The organism is Caballeronia sp. J97 (assembly GCF_905220305.1).
GTDB lineage: Bacteria > Pseudomonadota > Gammaproteobacteria > Burkholderiales > Burkholderiaceae > Caballeronia.
Genome location: NZ_CAJMZL010000015.1, coordinates 83751 through 105324, shown reverse-complemented (window position 1 = coordinate 105324; position 21574 = coordinate 83751). Strand labels below are relative to the sequence as shown.

The 21574-nt window shown below is 62.3% G+C and carries 17 protein-coding genes and 2 tRNA genes; 7 read left to right on the top strand and 12 right to left on the bottom strand.

Going from position 1 to position 21574, the window contains the following annotated elements; genetic code table 11:
* Nucleotides 1-51: 51 nt before the first annotated feature.
* The 4 genes from U4Y90_RS19995 to U4Y90_RS19980 are packed head-to-tail and all read right to left on the bottom strand — an operon-like array spanning nucleotide 52 to nucleotide 6236.
* Entirely contained in the window at nucleotides 52-1347 is a 1296-nt protein-coding gene (locus U4Y90_RS19995; RefSeq protein ID WP_321797055.1) for an acetyl-CoA C-acetyltransferase, read from the bottom strand.
* The gene (locus U4Y90_RS19990; RefSeq protein ID WP_321797053.1) at nucleotides 1344-2249 is read right to left on the bottom strand and encodes a MaoC/PaaZ C-terminal domain-containing protein; all 906 of its coding nucleotides are present in this window, start codon (nucleotides 2247-2249) and stop codon (nucleotides 1344-1346) included. The genes U4Y90_RS19995 and U4Y90_RS19990 overlap by 4 nt, the downstream gene beginning before the upstream one ends.
* 13 nt (nucleotides 2250-2262) lie before the next feature.
* Nucleotides 2263-3690: a 3-oxoacyl-ACP reductase gene (locus U4Y90_RS19985; RefSeq protein WP_321797051.1), complete on the bottom strand. Its 1428-nt coding sequence runs from the start codon at nucleotides 3688-3690 to the stop codon at nucleotides 2263-2265.
* A gap of 53 nt (nucleotides 3691-3743) precedes the next feature.
* On the bottom strand, nucleotides 3744-6236 hold the full coding sequence (locus U4Y90_RS19980; protein WP_321797050.1) for an acyl-CoA dehydrogenase: 2493 nt from the start codon (nucleotides 6234-6236) through the stop codon (nucleotides 3744-3746).
* A 429-nt stretch (nucleotides 6237-6665) separates the two neighbouring features.
* Between U4Y90_RS19980 and U4Y90_RS19975 the strand changes: the two genes are divergently transcribed.
* Nucleotides 6666-7007: a hypothetical protein gene (locus tag U4Y90_RS19975; protein WP_321797049.1), complete on the top strand. Its 342-nt coding sequence runs from the start codon at nucleotides 6666-6668 to the stop codon at nucleotides 7005-7007.
* A gap of 234 nt (nucleotides 7008-7241) precedes the next feature.
* Nucleotides 7242-7673: a hypothetical protein gene (locus U4Y90_RS19970; RefSeq protein WP_321797047.1), complete on the top strand. Its 432-nt coding sequence runs from the start codon at nucleotides 7242-7244 to the stop codon at nucleotides 7671-7673.
* Between the two features lie 33 nt (nucleotides 7674-7706).
* Here U4Y90_RS19970 and U4Y90_RS19965 read toward each other — a convergent pair whose 3' ends face one another.
* The 3 genes from U4Y90_RS19965 to U4Y90_RS19955 all read right to left on the bottom strand — a co-directional run bounded on the left by U4Y90_RS19965 (nucleotide 7707) and on the right by U4Y90_RS19955 (nucleotide 9601).
* Complete coding sequence (locus U4Y90_RS19965; RefSeq protein WP_321797045.1) at nucleotides 7707-8936, bottom strand: MFS transporter; 1230 nt, start codon at nucleotides 8934-8936, stop codon at nucleotides 7707-7709.
* Between the two features lie 353 nt (nucleotides 8937-9289).
* A tRNA-Leu gene (locus U4Y90_RS19960) sits at nucleotides 9290-9376 on the bottom strand.
* 138 nt (nucleotides 9377-9514) lie between these two features.
* Nucleotides 9515-9601 (bottom strand) — tRNA-Leu (locus U4Y90_RS19955).
* Nucleotides 9602-9800: 199 nt separating this feature from the next.
* Between U4Y90_RS19955 and rnr the strand changes: the two genes are divergently transcribed.
* Nucleotides 9801-12332 carry a ribonuclease R gene (gene rnr, locus U4Y90_RS19950; RefSeq protein WP_415749386.1) on the top strand — a complete coding sequence of 844 codons (2532 nt, stop codon included), beginning with the start codon at nucleotides 9801-9803 and terminating at the stop codon, nucleotides 12330-12332.
* 102 nt (nucleotides 12333-12434) lie between these two features.
* Complete coding sequence (gene rlmB / locus U4Y90_RS19945) at nucleotides 12435-13178, top strand: 23S rRNA (guanosine(2251)-2'-O)-methyltransferase RlmB (RefSeq protein WP_321797042.1); 744 nt, start codon at nucleotides 12435-12437, stop codon at nucleotides 13176-13178.
* Nucleotides 13179-13254: 76 nt separating this feature from the next.
* Here the strand turns inward: rlmB and U4Y90_RS19940 are convergent, their stop codons facing one another.
* The 3 genes from U4Y90_RS19940 to dcm are packed head-to-tail and all read right to left on the bottom strand — an operon-like array spanning nucleotide 13255 to nucleotide 16219.
* On the bottom strand, nucleotides 13255-14505 hold the full coding sequence (locus U4Y90_RS19940; protein WP_321797040.1) for a type II restriction endonuclease: 1251 nt from the start codon (nucleotides 14503-14505) through the stop codon (nucleotides 13255-13257).
* A complete protein-coding gene (locus tag U4Y90_RS19935) occupies nucleotides 14502-14948 on the bottom strand; it encodes a very short patch repair endonuclease (protein ID WP_321797039.1) in 447 nt (148 codons plus the stop codon). The genes U4Y90_RS19940 and U4Y90_RS19935 overlap by 4 nt, the downstream gene beginning before the upstream one ends.
* Complete coding sequence (dcm, locus tag U4Y90_RS19930) at nucleotides 14948-16219, bottom strand: DNA (cytosine-5-)-methyltransferase (protein WP_321797038.1); 1272 nt, start codon at nucleotides 16217-16219, stop codon at nucleotides 14948-14950. The genes U4Y90_RS19935 and dcm overlap by 1 nt, the downstream gene beginning before the upstream one ends.
* Nucleotides 16220-16452: 233 nt before the next feature.
* Between dcm and U4Y90_RS19925 the strand changes: the two genes are divergently transcribed.
* The 3 genes from U4Y90_RS19925 to rpiA all read left to right on the top strand — a co-directional run bounded on the left by U4Y90_RS19925 (nucleotide 16453) and on the right by rpiA (nucleotide 18438).
* Nucleotides 16453-17274, top strand: coding sequence for an N-acetylmuramoyl-L-alanine amidase (locus U4Y90_RS19925; RefSeq protein WP_321797036.1), 822 nt, complete (start codon nucleotides 16453-16455; stop codon nucleotides 17272-17274).
* A gap of 12 nt (nucleotides 17275-17286) precedes the next feature.
* A complete protein-coding gene (locus tag U4Y90_RS19920; protein ID WP_321797035.1) occupies nucleotides 17287-17682 on the top strand; it encodes a SirB2 family protein in 396 nt (131 codons plus the stop codon).
* Between the two features lie 66 nt (nucleotides 17683-17748).
* Entirely contained in the window at nucleotides 17749-18438 is a 690-nt protein-coding gene (gene rpiA / locus U4Y90_RS19915) for a ribose-5-phosphate isomerase RpiA (protein ID WP_321797034.1), read from the top strand.
* 71 nt (nucleotides 18439-18509) lie between these two features.
* On the opposite strand, the gene U4Y90_RS19910 is transcribed toward rpiA, so the two are convergent.
* Entirely contained in the window at nucleotides 18510-19931 is a 1422-nt protein-coding gene (locus U4Y90_RS19910) for an undecaprenyl-phosphate glucose phosphotransferase (RefSeq protein WP_321797160.1), read from the bottom strand.
* Nucleotides 19932-19964: 33 nt separating this feature from the next.
* The gene (locus tag U4Y90_RS19905) at nucleotides 19965-20711 is read right to left on the bottom strand and encodes a Crp/Fnr family transcriptional regulator (protein WP_016345545.1); all 747 of its coding nucleotides are present in this window, start codon (nucleotides 20709-20711) and stop codon (nucleotides 19965-19967) included.
* Nucleotides 20712-21574: the final 863 nt, after the last annotated feature.

Genomic DNA, 21574 nt, shown 5'->3' with positions numbered 1-21574 from the left:
GGCGCAACTCGTGTTCGTCGACAGACGCGCCTTATTGCTTGCTTCTGCTGCTCACCGCTCCAGTATCGCGACGACCCCTTGGCCGCCTGCCGCGCAGATCGAGATCAGTCCGCGCAGCGGCTTGCCGTCGCCGCGTGCGGGCGCGTTCGCGAGCATCTTCGCCAGTGTGCCGACGATGCGCCCGCCCGTCGCGGCGAACGGATGTCCCGTCGCGAGCGAGCTGCCGTTCACGTTCAGGCGCGCCCGGTCGATCGAACCGGGCGGCGCGTCGAGGCGAAGCGCGGTGCGGCAGTATTCATCGTCTTCCCATGCGGCGAGCGTGCACAGCACTTGCGCCGCGAATGCTTCGTGGATTTCGTAGAAATCGAAGTCCTGCAATGCGAGTCCGGCGCGCGCGAGCATCGACGGCACCGCGTAGGCGGGCGCCATCAGCAGGCCTTCGCGCTGGTCGAAGAAATCGACGGCGGCGGTCGCGGACCACGTCAGGAACGCCTGCACCGGCAGTCCGCGCTCGGCGGCCCATTGCTCGGACGCGAGCAGCACGGCCGATGCGCCATCGGTGAGCGGCGTCGAGTTGCCCGCCGTGAGCGTGCCCGCGTCGCGATCGAAGACGGGCTTCAATTGCGACAACTGGTCGAGCGATACATCGGGGCGCAGCGTGTTGTCGCGCGCAAGCCCTTTGTATGGCGTCATCAGATCGTTGAAGAAGCCGCGCCCATACGCCGCCGCGAGCTTGCGATGACTCTCCTGCGCGAGCGCGTCCTGCGCTTCGCGCGAGATCTTCCAGCGTTTGGCCATCAGTTCGCAATGCTCGCCCATCGAGAGACCGGTGCGAGGTTCCACGTTGCGCGGCAGCAGCGGCCTGAAGAACATGCCGGGCCGCAGCTTCGCGAGCGCGCCGACGCGTTGCCCCGCCGAGCGGCCGCGATTCGCTTCGAGCAGGATCTTGCGCATGCGCTCGTTCACCGCGATCGGCGCGTCGGACGCCGTATCGACGCCACCGGCGATGCCCACGTCGAGCTGCCCGAGCGCGATCTTGTTCGCGACCAGAATCGCTGTTTCGAGGCCGGTGCCGCAGGCCTGTTGCACGTCGTAGGCGGGTGTTTCCTTCGCGAGCGTCGTGGAGAGCGCGGCTTCGCGCGTCAGATTGAAGTCGCGCGAATGCTTGATCACCGCGCCCGCCGCCACTTCGCCGAGGCGCATGCCGTGCAGATCGAAGCGATCGACGAGTCCTTGCAGCGTGAAGCTCAGCATGTCCTGATTCGACGCGCTCGCGTAGGCCGTGTTCGAGCGCGCGAACGGAATGCGGTTGCTGCCGATTACCGCGACACGACGCGCTTCGCTCATGGCAGCTCCCATTCGAAATGACCGCGCAGGTGCGGCCGGTCACCCGCGAGATCGCGCACTTCGAAATCGCGCGCGGTGGGCGAGGGCGCCGCGGTCCAGAGCGTCGCGTCGCCGGGAATATAAAGAGGCGTTTTGAAATCGCCGTGCGCATGGCCGGAAGCGAGCGCCTTGACCGGATGCAGCGCCGCGAGCGTGCGCGCGAGCGTCCACATGCCGTGCGCGATCGCGCGTGGAAAGCCGAACGCTTTCGCGCTCAGCATGTGCAGATGGATCGGGTTGAAATCGCCCGATGCCTTCGCGTAGTCGCGCCCGAGTTGCGGCGGAAGCTGCCAGCGCGCCTCGCGTGCGAGAAGCGGCACGCGCGCATCGGCGGCAGCGGCGATTTCGATCGACGGCGCGGCGCTCTCGCTGCGCGCGCCGCGCTTCAGATACACGCTGTCGCCGTCCCACACCGCCTCGCCGCGCCGGTAGATGCGCGTGTGCAGCGTGAACGCCTGTCCCTTCTGATGCGGCATGAGCGGCCCGCATTCGACCTCGATGCGCAAGTCCTGTCCCGCCGCGAGCGGACGCCTCAGCCGCACGGTATTGGCCAGATGCACGACGCCGAGCGCGGACCACGGAAACGACGGATCGGTGAGCATCATCAGATGCAAGGGGAACGCGAGCACGTGCGGAAACGTGAGCGGCACGCCATGCTCGGGGATGAATCCGCACACGCGCGCATAACGGCCGACCTGCTCGGCGTCGAGCCTGACATTGGGGCGCACGAGCCTGAGCGCGGGCAACTCGGGGGCACGCGCGCGTCTGAAGAGCGCGGGCAACGCGCGGCCGTAGAGCTTCGCGGGCGGCGGCAACGTGTCGACGACGACGGTGCGGGCGCGCGGCATGGTCGGTGCGTGCATGCGTCTCGTCTCCTCACGCGCCGATCAGGCTCTGACCGCACACGCGCACCACATTGCCCGTGATGCCCGCGCTGCCCGGACTCGCGAGCCACGCGACGGTCTCGGCGACGTCGACGGGCAAGCCGCCTTGTCCCATCGAATTGAGCCGTCTGCCGGCCTCGCGCACGCCGAAGGGCATGCGCGCGGTCATATGCGTTTCGATGAAGCCGGGCGCGACCGCGTTGATCGTGATGCCGCGCGCGCGCAGCACGGGCGCCATCGCGTGCACGCGGCCGATCACGCCGGCCTTCGATGTCGCGTAGTTGGTTTGCCCGCGATTGCCCGCGATGCCGCTGATCGATGACACGGCGACGATGCGGCCGTCCGCGCGCAGCACGTTCTGCGCGAGCAGCGCGGCGTCGATGCGCTCCTGCGCGAGCAGATTGATGTCGATCACGCTGTCCCACATTTCGCCGGTCATGCGCGCGATGGTCTTGTCGCGCGTGATGCCCGCATTGTGCACGACGATATCGATGCCGCCCGATGCGCCGAGCGCCGCGGCGATCTCACCGGGCGCGTCCGGCGCGGCGATATCCGCGACGAGCGCCGCGTGCGCGCCGCCGGAAGGCGACGCGTCTTCGATCGCGAGCATGGTCTGGTCGAGCGTGTCGCGCGCGGCGTCGACATCGAGCCCGGTGACGATCGCGCCGCGCTCGGCCAGCACCGTCGCGATCGATGCGCCGATGCCGCGCGCCGCGCCCGTCACGAGCGCGCGCTTGCCCGCGAGCGGTTTCGCCCAGCTTTCCGGCGCGGCGGAGGGCGCATCGATGGTCACGACCTGGCCCGATACATACGCCGAGCGTGGCGACAGGAAAAAGCGCAGCGCCGATTCGATGTCCGCGCCCTCGGCCACGCGCAGCAGGTTCGACGTGATGCCGTTGCGCGCTTCCTTGCCGAGCGAGCGGACCATGCCTTCGAGCGCGTGCTGCGCGGTGGCGGCCGGCGCGCCCGAGCGCGTGCCGGGCGGCCGCCCGATGACGACGATGCGACCGTTTTTCGCGAGCGAGCGCAGCGCATCGTGGAAGAACGCGTAGAGCGCATGGAGTTGCGCGCTTTCGTCGATGCCGGTCGCATCGAAGATCAGCGCCTCGACACGATCGCTCGCGGACGCGTCGCGTGCGCGCGGCTCGAAGCGGCCGCTCATCGCGCCGTGCCGCGCGGCGACGGGCAGCCAGCCGGACGCGCTCTCGTGCGCGATACCCGTCATGCCGATGGCGGAGAGCACGCCCATCAGATCGTCGAACAGTGCCGGCGACGGCCCCGCGCCGATGGCGGCCATGCCGCCGAATTCGGCATGGTCCGCGCGATGCCGGCGCAACACCTCGGGACGCGGCAGGCCGAGCGAGCGTGCGATGCTCGTGCCGAAGGGCGAATTGACGAAGTCGAGATAGCGGTCTTTCATCGATTGGCGATCGGTCGTCGGGCGCGCGCGGCGGTGCCTTGTGGGCTGCCTCTTCAGGCAATCGTTGCGGGCAATTGCTGCTCGAGCGCCGCGCTGCGCTTTTGCAATGCTTCGAGGATACCGAAGTCTGCGGAAAAATCATCGACTTTCACCGCTTCGCGCGCATGATCGGCCCATTCGATCAGCAGCGCGCGCTCGTTTTCGTCGATGAGACCGCGCGCCGCAGCGGTTTGCGCCCACGCTCCGATGTCTTGCGGGCTTTGTGGCAGCGGGGCGGTCTGGCCCGCTTTGACCGCATCGCGCAGACGCGCTTCCAGCGCCGCGACGGCGGGCGTGAGCGCGAGCAGCTTCTCGCCGCGCGCGATCGGATCGGATTCGAATGCCGAAACGTGCGAGCCGGCGACGAGACGCTCGCGGGCATCGCCGGGCGTCTGCATCAGCATTGCGATGTCGTTGCCGAGCACGTCGGCGCTCGGTGCGTGCGGCAGGCCGAACGGGAACGCGACGACGCGCAGGAACGCCGCCGCCGCGCGGTTCGGATAGTTCGCGAGCAAGCCTTCGAACGCGGCGCGCGCCTGATGCAGCGCGTCTTCCGCGCCCCAGCGCACGAGCGGCAGATCGCTCTCGGGACGGCCATCGTCCTCGAAACGCTTGAGCGTCGCGGAAAGCAGATACAGCTGCGAGAGGATGTCGCCGAGGCGCGCCGAAAGCCGCTCGCGGCGCTTGAGCTCGCCGCCGAGCGCGAGCATCGACACGTCGGCGAACAGCGCAAAGGCGCTCGACAGGCGGGTGGCGGCGCGGTAGTAGGGCACGAGACGCGCGTCGGCGCGCGCGGGCTTCGCGCCGATCGCGCCGCCGCCGAATGCGTACACGAAACTGCGCATCGCGTTCGATGCCAGAAAGCCCGCATGTCCGAAGAACGCGGCGTCGAATGCGCGCAGATCGTTCTCGCGCGTGGCGGTCATTTCCTTCAGCACATAGGGATGGCAACGGATCGCGCCCTGTCCGAAGATGATGAGGCAGCGCGTCAGGATGTTGGCGCCTTCGACGGTGATCGAGATCGGCATCTGCTGATACGCGCGCGCCAGAAAGTTCGACGGCCCCATGCAGATGCCCTTGCCCGCGACGACATCCATGCCGTCGTTGATCACCTTTCGCGCGCGTTCCGTGATGTGATACTTCGCGATCGCCGAGATGACCGAGGGCTTCTCGCCGAGATCGACAGCCTGCGCGGACAGGCGGCGCGCCGCGTCCATCACGTACACATTCCCGCCCATGCGCCCGAGCGCTTCCTGAATCCCTTCGAAGCGACCGATCGACGTGCGGAACTGGCGGCGCGCGGCCGCATACGCGCCGGTGCCGCGCACGGCGAGCTTCGCCATGCCGACATTCGACGAAGGCAGCGAGATGGCGCGCCCGGCCGCGAGGCATTCCATCAGCATGCGCCAGCCATTGCCCACTTGCGCTCGTCCGCCGATGACCCAGTCCATCGGGATGAACACGTCCTTGCCCCAGTTCGGGCCGTTCTGAAACACGGCATTGAGCGGCCAATGACGCCGTCCGATGTTCACGCCGGGATGGCTCGTCGGAATGAGCGCGCAGGTGATGCCGGGTGCATCGTCGTCGCCGAGCAGATGATCGGGATCGAGTGCGCGAAAGGCGAGGCCGAGCACGGTCGCGATCGGCCCGAGCGTGATGTAGCGCTTGTCCCACGTGACGCGAAAGCCGAGCGTTTCGCGGCCTTCGTGCGTTCCACGACACGCGATGCCGACATCGGGGATCGCCGCGGCGTCCGATCCGGCATACGGGCTGGTGAGCGCGAAGCACGGAATTTCATCGCCGCGCGCGAGACGTGGCAGATAGTGATTCTTCTGCTCTTCGGTGCCGTAGTGCAGCAGCAATTCGGCAGGGCCGAGCGAATTGGGCACCATCACCGAGACGGCCGCCGCCGAAGAATGCGTCGCGAGTTTCATGATGACCTGCGAGTGCGCATACGCAGAGAACGCTTTGCCGCCGTAGCGCTTCGGAATGATCATCCCGAGGAAGCCCTGTTCCTTGACGTAGGCCCACGCTTGCGGCGATAAATCCTGCCAGACGGCAGTCGTGTCCCAGTCGTTCGACAGATCGCACAGGCGCGCGCATTCATTGTCGATGAACCCTTGTTCTTCCTGTGTCAGCTTCGGCGCGCCGTGCGCGAGCAGGTTGTCCCATCGTGGCCGACCCGAGAAGAGTTCGGCGTCCCACCACACGGTGCCGGCTTCGATGGCGTCGCGTTCCGTCGACGACATCTCCGGCAGGATCTTGCGAAACGCGGCGAACGCGTGGCGGCTGACGAGCGCGCGACGCAACGGTGTGATGGCGATCGCGAGTGCGGGAATGACAAAGGCGATCGCGAGCAGCGCGACGCCCACGGTGCCCGTCACGCCGACGAGCGGACCGGCGGCCACCCAGATCGCAAGCCCGACGAGCCAGGCGAGCGAGGGCGCTTGAAGGAAGGTGAGCGTGCCGGCCAGCAGGAGGAAAACGACGACGTACAGGGCGGACATCACGAGTCTCCGGTAAGTAACGCGTCGGAGCACGTACCATGCCACAAAAGTGACGAACAGGCGTAACGAGCCGGTTAGAGGGTTCGCTCGGCAGTCCCACTGTTTAGGAAGTGTCTACTTTGATCGCTCTATCTCGACGCGTTATGCTTTTTGCTCACGCTAGTACCGACAAAATCGAATGATTATCTCGTACAACTAAACATGCGTCGATGAGGATTCTTGATGCCCCGCATCGGCGGGGCATCAAAGGGGGCTGTGGATTGATCTTCGCGGGATACACCACAGCAAGTCACATAGGATCGGTTCTTATTGTGACCACCTGCCACGCGTACGGTGGCCATGGGAGCATATTCGGAAGTGGAGAATAGAGATAACTTAGTCAGGCTAAACATCGGAGCGACTCCGTGGGAACAGGGTATTTCGGATTGGATGTTCCTCACGGGCGACCTGCTCTACTTGCTGGTGCGTTGCAACGGGGAGGTGAGATATATACACGTTCAACTGGATCTGGAGATGCTCAGTTGCGTGCGGGAGTCGATCGTCGGCGACGAAGGCGGCGTGTACAGAGACGTGCAAGGCGAGCCGACCTTGCTCGCCGCGTATCTGGCGTTGATTTTCCTGCAGCGGAACGTGCCAGCTCAGGCGATCAGGCGCGAACTCGGCATGTCGGACATGGCGATGAACCGGTTGCTCGCTGTCTGGCGAGAGGCCGCCGGCGTCAGCGATCGTGACAGCCGATCGCAACGGATACGTATGCTCCCGTTCGACTGAGAAGGACAAGTCTGGTTCGCCCGATTCCGGGTGTGCCGGGTCGGAATTCATGCGGCTGTCTGGCCAGGTCGGCGCGCGCGAATGAGTATTGGTCCCGGCTTCGCTCAGGCGAAGCCAAGACCTGTAGGAGGGTCGTGCGCCGGTTTGGGGACCCGCGCACGACGATCGCAACACTACAGAAGGCTCCTGTAGGCAGCAATCACTTGCCCTGAACTAGCGGCATCAGGAGATTAAATGTTCCTAAACAAAAATGTTTACCAAGTTGAGCTAAAAATAAACTCGCTTTACAGAGAGGCTGTCTCGATCGACCGAAGCTACATTTTCGACAACAAGCTTTATCTTTTCGGCAACGAAACGGACGGCTACAGCTACCAGTCCGTGTGCCTGGACGCGTCCGGGCCGAAGAAACTCCACAGGCAATTTCGCGTCGTCGAGGCATCGCCGGGAAGAAAGGCCGGAGGGCGAATCGACGCGAGGCGGAAATTCCAGGCGATGGCACTGCTGCGCGATGGCGCGTCGGTCGCAGCGGTTTCGCGCGGCGTCAACTTGTCGGAAGCGACGGCTTATCGATATTGGAAGGAACTTCAAGGCGTCGTTGCGCTGCGTCCGCAGAACGTGAACTCGCTTCTGCGGATACTTGCTTTTCCGGGCGGCGCCGAACGATAAACGAGCCGGCGTCGATGCGAGGAGAGCTTTCGATCAGGCGCTACTGCGCGTCGCGCCCACTTCTTGCGCGGAGCGCGTCAAGTCGATGCCTCTGCGTTCCCGGCTGAAGAAGATGAGCGCCGCGATCACCACGGCGACGACGCCCGCGACGATCGCCATCGCCATGCCGTAGTTGTTGCCGTGGGATGTGGCAAGGGACGCCTGCATCGTTGCGTTGACCGCGGCGAACAGGTTGCCGAGCTGATACACGAGGCCCGGGAAGGTCGCGCGAATCTCGTCGGGCGAGAGTTCGTTCAGATGCACGGGAATCACGCCCCACGCACCTTGCACGGAAATCTGCATGAGGAACGCGCCGATCGCGAGCGTGACCGGCGTGGTCGAGAACGCCCACCAGTACAAGACCGGCAACGCAATCAGCGCGGCGATGAAAATGGCCACGCGCCGGCCGATTCGCTCCGACAACGCTCCGAAGAACAGCCCGCCGACGATCGCCCCGATATTCAGCGTGATGGTGATGAGCGACACGGTATGCGGATCGAAATGATGTTGCTCGCGCAAGAAGGTCGGATAGAGGTCCTGCGTGCCGTGCGAGAAGAAATTGAATGCGGTCATCAGCACGATCGCGTAGAGCGAGAGTGTCCAGTTCTGCTTGAGCGTGGCGACGAGGCCGGGGCGCTGGCGCTTTTCCATGGCGCGCCACGCGGGCGATTCGGGCACGTGCGCGCGCACGTACATGACGAGCAGCGCGGGCGCGACACCGACGAAGAACATTCCGCGCCAACCGACGAACGGATAAAGCACGCCGAACGCGATCGACGCAAGCAGATAGCCGCTCGGATAGCCCGCCTGCAAGAGTCCCGACACGAAGCCACGCGCCGAAGGCGGGACGGTTTCCATCGTCAGCGCCGAACCGACGCCCCATTCGCCGCCCATCGCGATGCCGAAGAGGGCGCGCAGAATGAGCAGCGTCGTGAGATTCGGCGAGAGGCCGGAAAGCAGTTCGAGCAGCGAGTAGCACGCGATATTGATCATCAGCGTGGGGCGGCGGCCGAATTTGTCGGCGAGCCGGCCGAAGATCAGCGCGCCCAGAGGACGCATCGCCAGCGTGAGCGTGATGGCGAACGCCACGTCTGGGATTTTCGTATTGAATTCGGTGGCGATATCCTTCAATACGAAGACCATCAGAAAGAAATCGAATGCGTCGAGGGTCCAGCCCAAATAAGCGGCGACCGTCACGTTTCGCTGTTCGCGCGTCCAATTCATTGCCGGATTCTCCGTTCGAATGACCGATTGGCGGGTGTCTTAATGCGACTCAGCAATTTACGAACCGGCCAAAAGCCGCGCCGGACGGGCGTGCCGGCGTTTCACACGAAGGAGTGTATGTCGCAGATTAAACGTGCGCTTAAACGAACCCGTTAATACATTGGGAGCCTGCGCGTGGCGATGAACGGGAGAATACGGATTCGATTCATTTAAAGTTCGACAGAGAGGTCGTCGAATCTGAAATGAAAGGAAGTCGAAGCGAAAAAGAAGGCAGAAAACAAAAAACCCCACGATTTTGCGTGGGGTTTTTGTCTGCGATGCGCCCGAATGAGCGTCTCACGAAAGAAGGACCTTGGTGCCCAGGAGAGGACTCGAACCTCCACGGTGTTGCCACCGCTAGGACCTGAACCTAGTGCGTCTACCAATTCCGCCACCTGGGCCAAGGGGTACAGCGAGCCCGCTATTCTAGCGGGAACGGGCGCCGTGTCAATCGAAAAGTCGTGCGACTCGTCTGAAACAAAAACACGGTCTCCGCACAAAAAGAAAAAGCCACCCGAGGGTGGCTTTTTCCAAACATCTGGTGCCCAAGAGAGGACTCGAACCTCCACGGTGTTGCCACCGCTAGGACCTGAACCTAGTGCGTCTACCAATTCCGCCACCTGGGCAAGGGTGCGTGTACTGCAAGTTTGCTGTGTTTCGCTGTGCGTTCAGCAGCAAAGAACGCCATTATAGCGAGCTGGACACGACTGTCAAGCGTTTCGATGCGATGCGCATATCGAGCCGCATCAGGACGTGCCGGCCGCGCCGGATCGTCCCGCAAGCCCCGTGGTGCTTAAAAGACGGGTGTTAGAATGACCCGCGACGATGACCGCATTTATTGGTTGCAAAGCACCGCGAAAGTCCCGTTCAACGAGAAAAATCACGACTACGCCCTTGAGCAAATATCCGTATCCGATTCCGAGCCGCGAAGAAATTCTCGGAGTGCTGCGCACGAGCGAGACACCGCATGCCGCGAACGACATCGCCGAGGCGTTGTCGATCAAACGCCAGGAGCGCGAAGGATTTTTCAAGCGACTGGCGGCCATGGAACGCGACGGGCAAATCCGCCTCGACAAGCGCGGCCACTATCAACTCACGCATCCGTCGAATTTTGTGGCCGGACGCGTTCAGGGACATCGCGACGGCTTCGGCTTCCTGATCCGCGACGACGGACAGGACGATCTCTTCCTCCCCAACGGCGAAATGCAGAAGGTCATGCACAACGATCGCGTGCTCGCGCGCATCGTCGGCTATGACCGGCGCGGGCGGCCGGAGGGGCATATCGTCGAGGTGACGGATCGCGCGAACAAGCGCGTCATCGGGCGCCTCGTCAATGAGAACGGCGCGCTCATTCTCGTGCCGGAAGACAAGCGCATCGGTCACGACATCCTGATCACGCAAAATCCGAAGAAAGCGAAGGTCGGGCAGGTGGTGTCCGTCGATCTGACGGATTTCCCGAGCCGCCATTCGCAGCCGCTCGGGCGCGTGGTCGAAGTGATCGGCGATATCGACGATCCCGGCATGGAGATCGAAATCGCGGTGCGCAAATACGGTGTGCCGCATCAGTTCAGCGACGCCGCGCTCGCGGCCGCCGCGAAGCTGCCCGACGAAGTCCGCCCGGTCGATATCCGCCATCGCGTCGATCTGCGCGATGTGCCGCTCGTTACCATCGACGGCGAGGACGCGCGCGACTTCGACGACGCCGTGTATTGCGAGCCCGTCACGGTCGGGCGCGGTCAGGGCTTTCGCCTGCTGGTCGCGATCGCGGACGTGTCGCACTATGTGCGCGCGAACGAGGCGCTCGACATCGATGCGCTCGATCGCAGCACGTCGGTGTATTTCCCGCGCCGCGTGATTCCGATGCTGCCGGAGAAACTGTCGAACGGTCTCTGTTCGCTGAATCCGGATGTGGATCGCTGCGTGCTCGTGTGCGACATGGTCATCACCGCGCGCGGCGAAATCAAGGCGTATCAGTTCTATCCGGGCGTGATGCATTCGGCGGCGCGCCTGACCTACACCGAAGTCGCGGCCGTGCTGACCAACACGAAGGGCCCGGAAGCGGCGAAGCGCGCGGAGATCCTGCCGCAGTTGCAGAACCTCTACGGCGTCTACAAGTCGCTGCACGCGGCGCGCCAGAAGCGCGGCGCGATCGACTTCGACACGACCGAGACGTATATCGTCGTGAACTCGCAAGGCAAGATCGAGCAGATCGTGCCGCGTCATCGCAACGACGCGCATCGGCTGATCGAGGAGTGCATGCTGGCCGCGAACGTCTGCGCGGCAGATTTTCTGAAGCGCAACAAGCATCCCGGTTTGTATCGCGTGCACGCGGGGCCGACGGAAGAGAAGCTCGAGAATCTGCGTGCGTTCCTGCGCGGCGTCGGCTTGACGCTGACCGGCGGCGACAAGCCGCACGCGAGCGACTACGCCGCGCTGATCGCGCAAATCCGCGACCGGCCCGACGCGCAGATGCTGCAATCGATGGTGCTGCGCTCGATGCAGCAGGCGGTCTACAGCCCGGACAACATCGGCCATTTCGGTCTCGCGTATGAGGCGTACGCGCACTTCACGAGCCCGATTCGGCGCTATCCCGACTTGCTCACGCATCGCGCGATTTACGCGATCCTGCAGGGCAAGAAGTATCTGCCGGACATCGGTCACGACGTGTCGCTGAGCACGGGTCTCACGAAAGCGGCGCGCGAGATGCAGAAAGCCGACGATACCGCGCGTGGCCGCGCGCGCAACAGCGTCGCGATCTGGGAAGAGCTGGGGCTGCATTGCTCGTCGAACGAGCGGCGCGCCGACGAAGCTTCGCGCGACGTCGAAGCGTGGCTCAAGTGCTACTTCATGCGCGACAAGCTCGGCGAGGAATACGGCGGAATGGTGAACGGCGTGACGTCGTTCGGCATCTTCGTGCAACTGGATTCGCTCTTCATCGAAGGTCTCGTGCACGTGACCGAACTGGGTTCGGACTACTTTCAGTACGACGAGATCAAGAACGAGCTGCGCGGGGAGCGCACGGGCATTCGCTACCGGATGTCGGATCGCGTGCGCGTGCAGGTCGGCCGCGTCGATCTCGATGCGCGCAAGATCGATTTCCGGCTTGTCCGCGATACGCCGGTCAAACCGCCGTCGGCGCGTCCGCCGTCGGGAGCGGGCGATGCCGCGAGTGCGGCCAGCTCGGCGGGACCGCGAATCCGTCCGTTCAGCGACGACGATGTCCCGAGCACGCGTGCCCGCGGCGGCACGAAGAAGGGCGCGTCGCTCGCGGCGGGCTCGCGCGGCGGCGCCGCGAAGAAGCGCGGCGCGGCGTCGAAGTCGGCGTCGCAGGGACGGCCGGCGCGCAAGAAACGCTAGGGCGGCGCGTAGTCCAGCCGCCATCGAATACGCGCGGTCCGATGCTTCGTGCTTCGGACCGCGTCGTGCTTTTCAAGTTTTCATCGAAGGTTCGAATCAGCCATGTCACGTCTCAAGGTTCTATACGGATTTCACGCAGTGACCGCCCGTTTGCGCGCGGATGCATCGTCGATCGAGGAGGTGCTGTACGACCCCACGCGCAAGGATCGGCGCATGCAGGACTTTCTGCGGACCGCGAAGGAAGCGGGCGTGCGGCTGATCGCGGCCGATGAAGCGCGTCTGTGGGGGCTGGCGGGCAATATCCAGCATCAGGGCGTGGTGGCGCGCGCGCACGATCTGCCGCTCGCGCAGAATCTGGCCGAGCTGCTCGATGGCATTTCGGGCACGCCTTTGCTGCTCGTTCTCGATGGCGTCACCGATCCGCATAACCTGGGCGCGTGTCTGCGTGTCGCGGATGCGGCCGGCGCGCATGCGGTGATCGCGCCGCGCGACCGTTCGGCGGGATTGAACGCGACGGCGGCGAAGGTGGCGAGCGGGGCGGCGGAGAGCGTGCCGTATATCACCGTGACGAATCTGGCGCGCGCGCTGCGCGAGCTCAAGGACGCGGGCGTGTGGGTGATCGGCACGGCGGGCGAGGCGACGGCTTCGCTCTATGAGACCAGGCTGGACGGTCCGGTGGCCATCGTCGTCGGCGCGGAAGGCGAGGGCATGCGCCGTCTGACGCGCGAGACGTGCGACGAAATCATGAATATTCCGATGGCGGGGACGGTCGAGAGCTTGAATGTGTCGGTGGCGAGCGGGGTGTGTCTGTTCGAGGCGGTGCGGCAGAGGGCGGTGAAGAAGTAGATCATTCACACGCGGGGATCACTGGAGATTGGCCCGGCATGTGACTCGGAAGTCGAATACCGCCACATCGGAGGCTTTACTTGATACCTTGTCTCTCAAGCACAAGTCCCAAAAATTGCGTGATATCGAGCAGCCATTCTTGCTGAGGCGCGGTGTAGCTGCCGTGAAGTTTCTGGGGTAGCACTAGTTGCAGTCCCTTGGAGCACATCTCGTCGGTTTGATGCTGCGAGATGGCCGTTTCGAGTGTCAGCAGGTGCTTCTCGTGGATTCGATCCGCCTCTGAAAGTACTTGACGCCAACGGTCTTTGCAGGTGGATTTGACTCCAAGCATTGTCAAATGCGCTGCTGGAAAATGACGGTCGTGATATTGTAAAACGCTGGGGAAAAGGAAATCGGGTTTTGATTTATTCTCCGTGGCCGCGGTTCTGCTGTATCGCACACCGTTTGCCATAAACAAGATCTCAAGATGATTCTCCAAGGCAAGCCCAACGCGACTCTTCCGACGGTTCTGTACCGAAAGTGAGAATGTCAGGAAACCATCAACATCCACTTTGTTCGGCCCTTGAACATTGAAACCAGCGGCAAGTCGGTCTGCGATCAGATAACGCTCCATCGTGCGAAAGAGAATTTCTTCTCGCTCCATCCACGCCATCAGAGTGGCGTCCGGGTTATCGCATGGACTGATCTCCGGAAGAGTAGATCGTGCATATTCGGAGAACGAACGCGTTGTTGGAAACTTCCCGTTAAATCGCTGCAACATCTCTTCTAAGAACGTTTCCTCGGATGTCTCGACGGCAATGCCGATGCTCTCGAGAATAAAGCGCGAAGCGAATCCTATCCGGTCTTGTTCCGTCTCGAGTTCCGCCTTTATCGAAAAGCCCGGATGCGAGAGATTGTTAAGTCCGAAGAGCCACTCAATCTGGCGCCCGATACTCGACCCGCTCTCTGCAATGATCACCAGTAGTCCTCCGTCGCTGCGTTTTGCGATAACGAGCAAATCGCCTACAGCCGCGTTCAGCGAAATGTTGGTCGTTGGGAAGTAGAGCCTATATTCCCAGCGTTGGATGTTGCGGGCAATCCGCGCTCGCTGCCGAGCGTCATACCATGTGAAGACTGCATCCTCCATGATAGGGTCGTCTTCTTGATCGGACAGGTATAGCAGGCGAGTGTCATACCGCACTTTGCCATCCGGTTCGCCGAGGATCGCCCTTAACCCTTCGACACCATTAAATTCATGTTGATTCGAATGGATAACATCTGCTTCAACGCAACTAAGTCGTTTGGCTGCGACGCCTTCAAAGTATTCCGATAAGTATCCGTGTTTCATCCCCGTGCTTCCCAAGTTTTATTTTGCGTTCCTAACCAAGCCGAAAATTCATCAACAAGTTTAGCAGGATCCGCATCCCGGTTCCGTATTGCACACTCCCATATTGTCGCAACCCGCCATCCCGCCGCAAGCAACGATTCGAGAACCTGCTCATCTCGCTGCCGATTCCGAAATATTTTTGTGCGCCAGAAATCAGGTCTCGTCTTAGGCCACTTGAAGAGTCGACAGTCGTGACCATGCCAGAAGCATCCGTGCACGAAAATCACTGCGTGATACTTTGGGAGTACGATATCCGGTTTCCCTGGCAAATCAGCCACGTTCAACCGAAAGCGGAAGCCGCGACGATGCAACAGACTGCGAATCAGGACTTCGAGGCGTGTATTTCGTCCTTTGATGCCGGACATCATTCGGCTTCTGGTTGCACTATCGACAATATCTACCACTAGACGAACAGTGGCAAGCGTTGTTGCGCGCCGTCACGTGACTTGTCCAGCAGCGCTTTGACTCGTGGAATCATGATTCGCGCTGTCTCTTGCATCACAGGTACGACTACGCTGTTGCCGAATTGCCGATAGGCTTGAGTGTCACTGACCGGGATTACGAAGCTATCGGGAAAGCCCATAAGTCGGGCACACTCGCGCGGGGTCAGTCGTCGTGGCCGCCTGGCGCCGCCCTGAGAGACGAGAATCTCTGAGCCATCCTTGAAATAGCGTGCGGACAAAGTGCGCGTCACGCTTTCCGCGGTAACGAGTCCGAATCCGAATCCATTGCCGGCCGCCCGATGCTTTTCAGCGTACGCCTGCAGGTATTCCCACAGTTTTGGCGTTAGCGTGTATTTGCTTTGCACCTTACAGCCATCGTGATCGAAGAAACGATCTTGGTCGTGTTCCAGAAATGGTTCTGTGCCGTCCGCCTTATGGAGAATCGAACCGAGACGCGGTTTGACGGATGGCAGGCAGAGGTCGTCAAATGTGAAGTCTGTCAGTTCGCGGAAGCCGACAATCACGATACGCTCCCGGTGCTGGGGCGTAAAATGCTGTCCGTCGATGACTCTGAAATGCACGTCGTAATTCAGTTCGTCGCGCAAGACAGCAAGGATTGTTTTGAAAGTATTTCCCTTGTCGTGCGACAACAGGTTTTTGACGTTTTCGAGAAGGAATGCAGTAGGTCGCTTTGCATCGATGATACGTGCGACATCATAGAACAAGGTGCCTTGTGTCGTGCATTCGAATCCATGTGGCCGGCCAAGCGAGTTCTTTTTGCTGACGCCGGCGATACTAAACGGCTGACATGGAAATCCCGCCAGCAGTACGTCGTGTGTTGGAATAGCATCAGCGGGAAACGGGACAATGTCGCCAACGAAATGGTGATCGCTGGCACCAAAGTTCTCAATGTATGTTCGCTTCGAGAAATCGTTCCATTCGCTAGTGAACACGCACGCACCACCGTGCGCTTCGAAGCCTCGACGGATTCCCCCGATCCCCGCAAACAAGTCAATGAAGGTGAACTCTGGCTTCGCGGGTGCCGCTAGCCGATGCGTTCTTTCGGCGAGCAACTCGCGCAGGGCAGCCTCTGCAATGACAGGACAGCGAGCCTTCTCTGATTCCCATCTACGGATTGTTCGCACGTTCTTTCCGATACGCTGCGCAATTTCCCCTTGCGTATAGAACTTCAGTGCTTCTGTAAGGAGGTTCCGGTGTTCCGCTGCGGTCATATTGTTTGTTCTCGCTGGGTATTTTGGCGGACATTTTGACCGCCGTGCGTCCATTTGTCTAGCACGATATGGGCTGCGTTCGGAAAGGAAAAGGGCACGGGGGCTATGCTTGGGGCTTGCCGGGAACGACTACGACACCGCTGCGATCCAGACGAGAGTGCTCGAAGCGACTGTACAATCCGGACGTGCTGCGCTTACTAGCTGTACAGGCGAGAGGCGTATCTTTACTTCCTATGACGAAACTACACCTTGGTGTTGCCACGCTCTTTGCCTGCATCCTCACCGCCTGCACCACAATGCAAGACCGCACGACCTACATCGCCGACACCCGCTACCACGCGAAAAACGCCGACTCCCGCGTCCGTTTCCTTGTCATGCACTACACGGAGATCGACGAAGCCGAATCGCTCGCGGTGCTCACCGGAAATCAGGTCAGCGTGCACTACGTCGTCCCCGATGCGCCGCGTATCGAAAAAGGCGAACCGGTCGTCTATCAACTGGTGCCGGAAAGCAAGCGCGCCTGGCACGCGGGCGTCAGTTCGTGGCAGGGCGCGACGGAACTGAACGCGTCCTCGATCGGCATCGAGAACGTGAATCTCGGACCGATCGGCGAGGGCAAATGGCAGCCGTATCCGCCCGCGCAAGTCGATGCGCTCATCGAGCTCTCCCGCGATATCGTCGCGCGTTACGACATTCCTCCGACGCGCGTCGTCGGTCATAGCGACATCGCACCGCAGCGCAAGATCGACCCGGGCCCGCTCTTTCCGTGGCGCGCTCTGCACGATGCCGGCGTGGGCGCATGGCCCGACGATGCGACCGTCGCCGCGCACCTGGCTGGCCGCGATCCGAAAGCGCCGTGCGACGTGCGCGCGCTGCAGGACAAGCTGAAGCGCTACGGCTACGACATCGCAACCGACGGGGTGCTCGACGAAAAAACGCGCCGCGTCTTCAGCGCGTTTCAGATGCACTTCCGTCCGTCGGACTACGCGGGCGACGCGGACGCGCAAAGCGACGCCATCGCCCAAGCCTTGCTCGACAAGTACTTCCCCAATTGAACGGAGCCCACGATGGGCGACTACTTCCTGCCGCTGCGCGCGATCCACATGACGTGCGCGGCGCTTTCAATCGCCGGATTCGTGCTGCGCTGGATCTGGATGCTGACGAATTCGCGCCTCCTCGGCGCGCGCGCGACGAAAATCCTGCCGCATATCATCGATACGCTGTTGCTCGCGAGCGCCATCGCGCTGGTCGCGATCGTCGGCTTCTCCGCGAACGCCGCCTGGCTCGGCGCGAAAATCGCGGGACTCGCCGTCTATATCGCGCTCGGCACGCTGGCGCTCAAGCGCGGCCGCACAAAGAGCGCGCGCGCCGTCTATGGCGTGCTGGCGATCATCGTGTTCGCGTTCATCGCGTCGGTTGCGCGCACGCACGATCCGCTCGGTTTCCTGCGCGCGATTGCATGATCCGCACGGTGGGCTCGCGCGCTCCGATAAAATCTCAGTTTTATCCGATAAAGCAGCACCGCTCCCATGACTCAAGACGAACTCAAGCAACTGGTCGGCCAGGCCGCCGCCGACTACGTGAACGCGAACGTGCCCGAGGGCGCGATCATCGGCGTCGGCACCGGATCGACGGCGAACTGCTTCATCGACGCCATCGCGAAGTCGAAGGCGCGCTATCGCGGCGCGGTGTCGAGCTCGCTCGCGACCACCGCGCGGCTCGAATCGCACGGCTTCGAGGTGTTCGATCTGAACGACATCGAATCGCTCTCCATTTACGTGGACGGCGCCGATGAAATCGACGCGAGCGGCGCGATGATCAAGGGCGGCGGCGGCGCGCTCACGCGCGAGAAAATTGTCGCGTCGGTGGCGGACGTGTTCGTGTGCATCGCCGATGCCAGCAAGCGCGTGCCGGTGATGGGCACATTCCCGCTGCCCGTCGAGGTCGTGCCGATGGCGCGCACCGCGATCGGCCGCAAGCTCGCGGCGCTGGGCGGCGTGCCGATCGTGCGCGTGACGAAGGACGGCTCGCCCTACATCACGGACAACGGCAACGAAATCATCGACGTGAAGGGCCTGTCGATCACCGATCCGCGCGCGCTCGAGGCGCAGATCAACGCGTGGCCCGGCGTCGTGACGGTCGGCCTGTTCGCCGCGCGCGGCGCGAACATTTGTCTGCTCGGCACGGAAACGGGCGTCGAGCGCATCGACTACAAGTAAATCGCGGGAAGAAACGAAGCGAAAAAGGCCCGGCGACTCGCATCGCCGGGCCTTTTTCGTCGCAACGTCGATCAGTACGCGTTGCGCCCGATGAATCCCTTGAACATCGTCATCGCGACGATCTTGATGTCGAACCAGAACGACCAGTTGTGGATGTAGAAGAGGTCGAACTTCACGCGGCTCTGCATCTTCTCGACCTTTTCGGTCGCGCCGCGATAGCCGTTCACCTGCGCCCACCCCGTGATGCCGGGCTTGATGCGGTAGCGGAACATGTAGCCGTAGACGAGATCCTTGTAGAGATCGTCGTGCTCGATCGCGTGCGGGCGCGGACCGACCACCGACATATGCCCGAACAGCACGTTCAGGAACTGCGGCAGTTCGTCGAGGCTCGTGCGCCGCAGGAACGCGCCGACCTTCGTCACGCGCGGATCGTTGCGGGTCGCCTGCGTGACGTGGCCCTTGTGTTCCCGGTGCACGCCCATCGAGCGGAACTTGTAGATGCGGAACGGCCGGCCGTCCGCGCCCTTGCGGTGTTGCGTGAAGAACACCGGGCCCTTCGATGTCGCCTTCACGGCGATCGCGATTGCGATCATGAGCGGGGCGAGCGCGAGCAGCGCGGTCGCCGCGAACAGGCGGTCGAAAAGCATCTTCGGCCACATCTGCAAGGTGTTGACCGGGGACGTCGTCAGGTTGATGGTCGCGAGCCCGGCGACATCGGTCATCGAATGATTGAAGAGCGAAATGCTGCGCGTGTCCGGAATCAGCCGAAGATTCACGAAATCGTGCCGCAGCGCGTGCACGAGACGGTAGATCGTATGCTCTTGCGATAGCGGCAAGGCCAGCCACACTTCGTCGATTTCGTCGGCGCGCACCTTCTCGACGAGCTCGTCGAAGTCGTTCAGCACGGGCAAACGATTGCCTCCTATGCCGATTGCGGTCGTCGGCGCCGACACGCCGATGATGCCGCTCGCGTGCAGTTCCTCGTCGCCGGTCGTATCGAGAATGCACACGGGCGTGAAGCCTTGCTCGGGCGTGCTGCACAGATGCGCGAGCAAGGTCCGCGAGAACCCTTGCGCGCCGACGATCGCGACGGTGCGCTGGTTCAGGCCGCGCCCGCGCATCAGGCGCAAGCCCGAGTACACCACCAGTTTCGCCGCGATGATGAGCGCGCCGCAGATGATCGTGGAATACGCGAACCAGAGCCGCGACACCGAATCCATGCGATGCAGCGTGAACGCGAGCAGCAGACCCGCGGCGACGACCGCCATCCACGCCAGCGTGACGCGCGCCAGCATCACGGCGAACGGCTTGCCACGCCAGGTTTCGTACACGCCAAACGCAGGGAAGAGCAGCAGGGCGAGTGCGGAATTGAACGCGATCAGAAGCCTTTCGATATCGCTGATGTCCAGCGATGAAAAGCGTACGTCATGTGCGATCAATCCGCCCGCGATGATGAGGCAGACATCCAGAAAGCGTGCCAGCCATGAAAACAAGTCGTGATTTTTTTCTTGCATTAATCCTAGCCGTTAGACACTTGAGGCCGATACCGCCTCGGTTGCACGAAGACGCGGGAGCAGTCGATCGAACTCCCGCTTGACGAGCCCGTAGCACTCGCATGCGCGCGCTTCGAGACCCTCGCGATCCACGACCTTGATGCAGCCGCGGCTGTGATGAATGAGACCCGCGTCGTGAAGCTTGCCCGCCGCTTCGGTGACGCCTTCGCGGCGCACGCCGAGCATGTCGGCGATCAGTTGCTGCGTGACTTGCAGTTCGTTCGACGCGGTGCGATCGATTTCGATCAGCAGCCAGCGGCAAAGTTGCTTGTTCAGCGAGTGATGGCGATTGCACGCGGCCGTCTGCGCGACCTGCGTGAGAAGCGCCTGCATGTACAGCAGCATCAGGCGACGCAGGAAGTCCGAGCGGCCGAACTGCTCGCGCAGCGCCTGCGCGCTCATGCGATACGCGAAGCCAGGGCATTGCACCTGCACGCGCGTCGGCATCGTTTCGCCGCCGGTCAGCACCGGCACGCCCGTCATGCCTTCGCGGCCCACCGCGGCGATCTCGACCGAGCCGCCGTCTTCCATCGTGTGCAGCAGCGAAATGATGGCCGTGGTCGGGAAATAGACGTGATGAATGCGCTGGCCCGAGTCGCACAGCAGTTGTTCGGTGCGCAGTTGCACGAGTTCGAGATGCGGCGTGAGCGCTTGCCATTCGTGCGCCGGAAGTGCGCCAAGCAGATGATTGCCGTGCAGATCGGACTGGAGGGTCAGCATGATTTGTTCTCTCTCGTAACTTTCGCGCGTTGCGCTTCAATTTTTATTTACTGATATGACCGTTTTCGACAGGAGTCGCTCGCGACGTATCGAAGAAGCATCACATCAGCCCCGTAGCGGCCCGGTCGCGCGTGAATTGGATTTTCTTGTTCGCGCTGGTCGGGGTTGCGCGACTCTATTAGCGAGGACTGTGCCAATTCGTGCAATCGCAATGCTGGCGGGGCCTCATAACCGATGCAATTTTCGTGATGCAGCGCAGCGCAGCATTTTTGTTTCAGTCTTGAACATCGGTGGTCTTAGGAATACGTGCGTGCCCCGATGAGTTTCATCAGTGCAAACCCCCCGGGAAGCGTTTCGAGCTTTTCTGACCACCGTGCGACAAGCCTCACAGGTCGACGTCCCTTCGACAGAACACCTTCTTTCGTAGGGATAAAGAAAAATGATTCATCTGTGTTCCATCGGCTTCGTGGGATATCGAACGCGCGTTATTTTCGAACACGCTTGATTCCCCGCGAAGCCTTGCCGGACGGGCCTGAGCGAGCGATCAGAAAAGTCTGCCGAATGACGACGTGCGCGGCGGAAACGTTGCGCCGATTGCACGAAGTGAAAAATCGCCGTTTCAATCCTCGCGCGCAGGCCCCGCACGGACGCCGTCTGGAGTGTCTGATAGCCCACACAGGGCTTGCAGCGACCTTCTCCGGTTCGCGATGACCGGCGCATCGCCGTAAAACGTTTGCGCGCATTTCGTCGGATTCATCGCGCCGCGCAGGTCATTCAGACGCGGTGCGAGACGCACCGAAATGTTTCATCGGGGACAATTTCATGCGGAACCGATTAACGGGCGCGAAAAAAAGCCGCGCCAT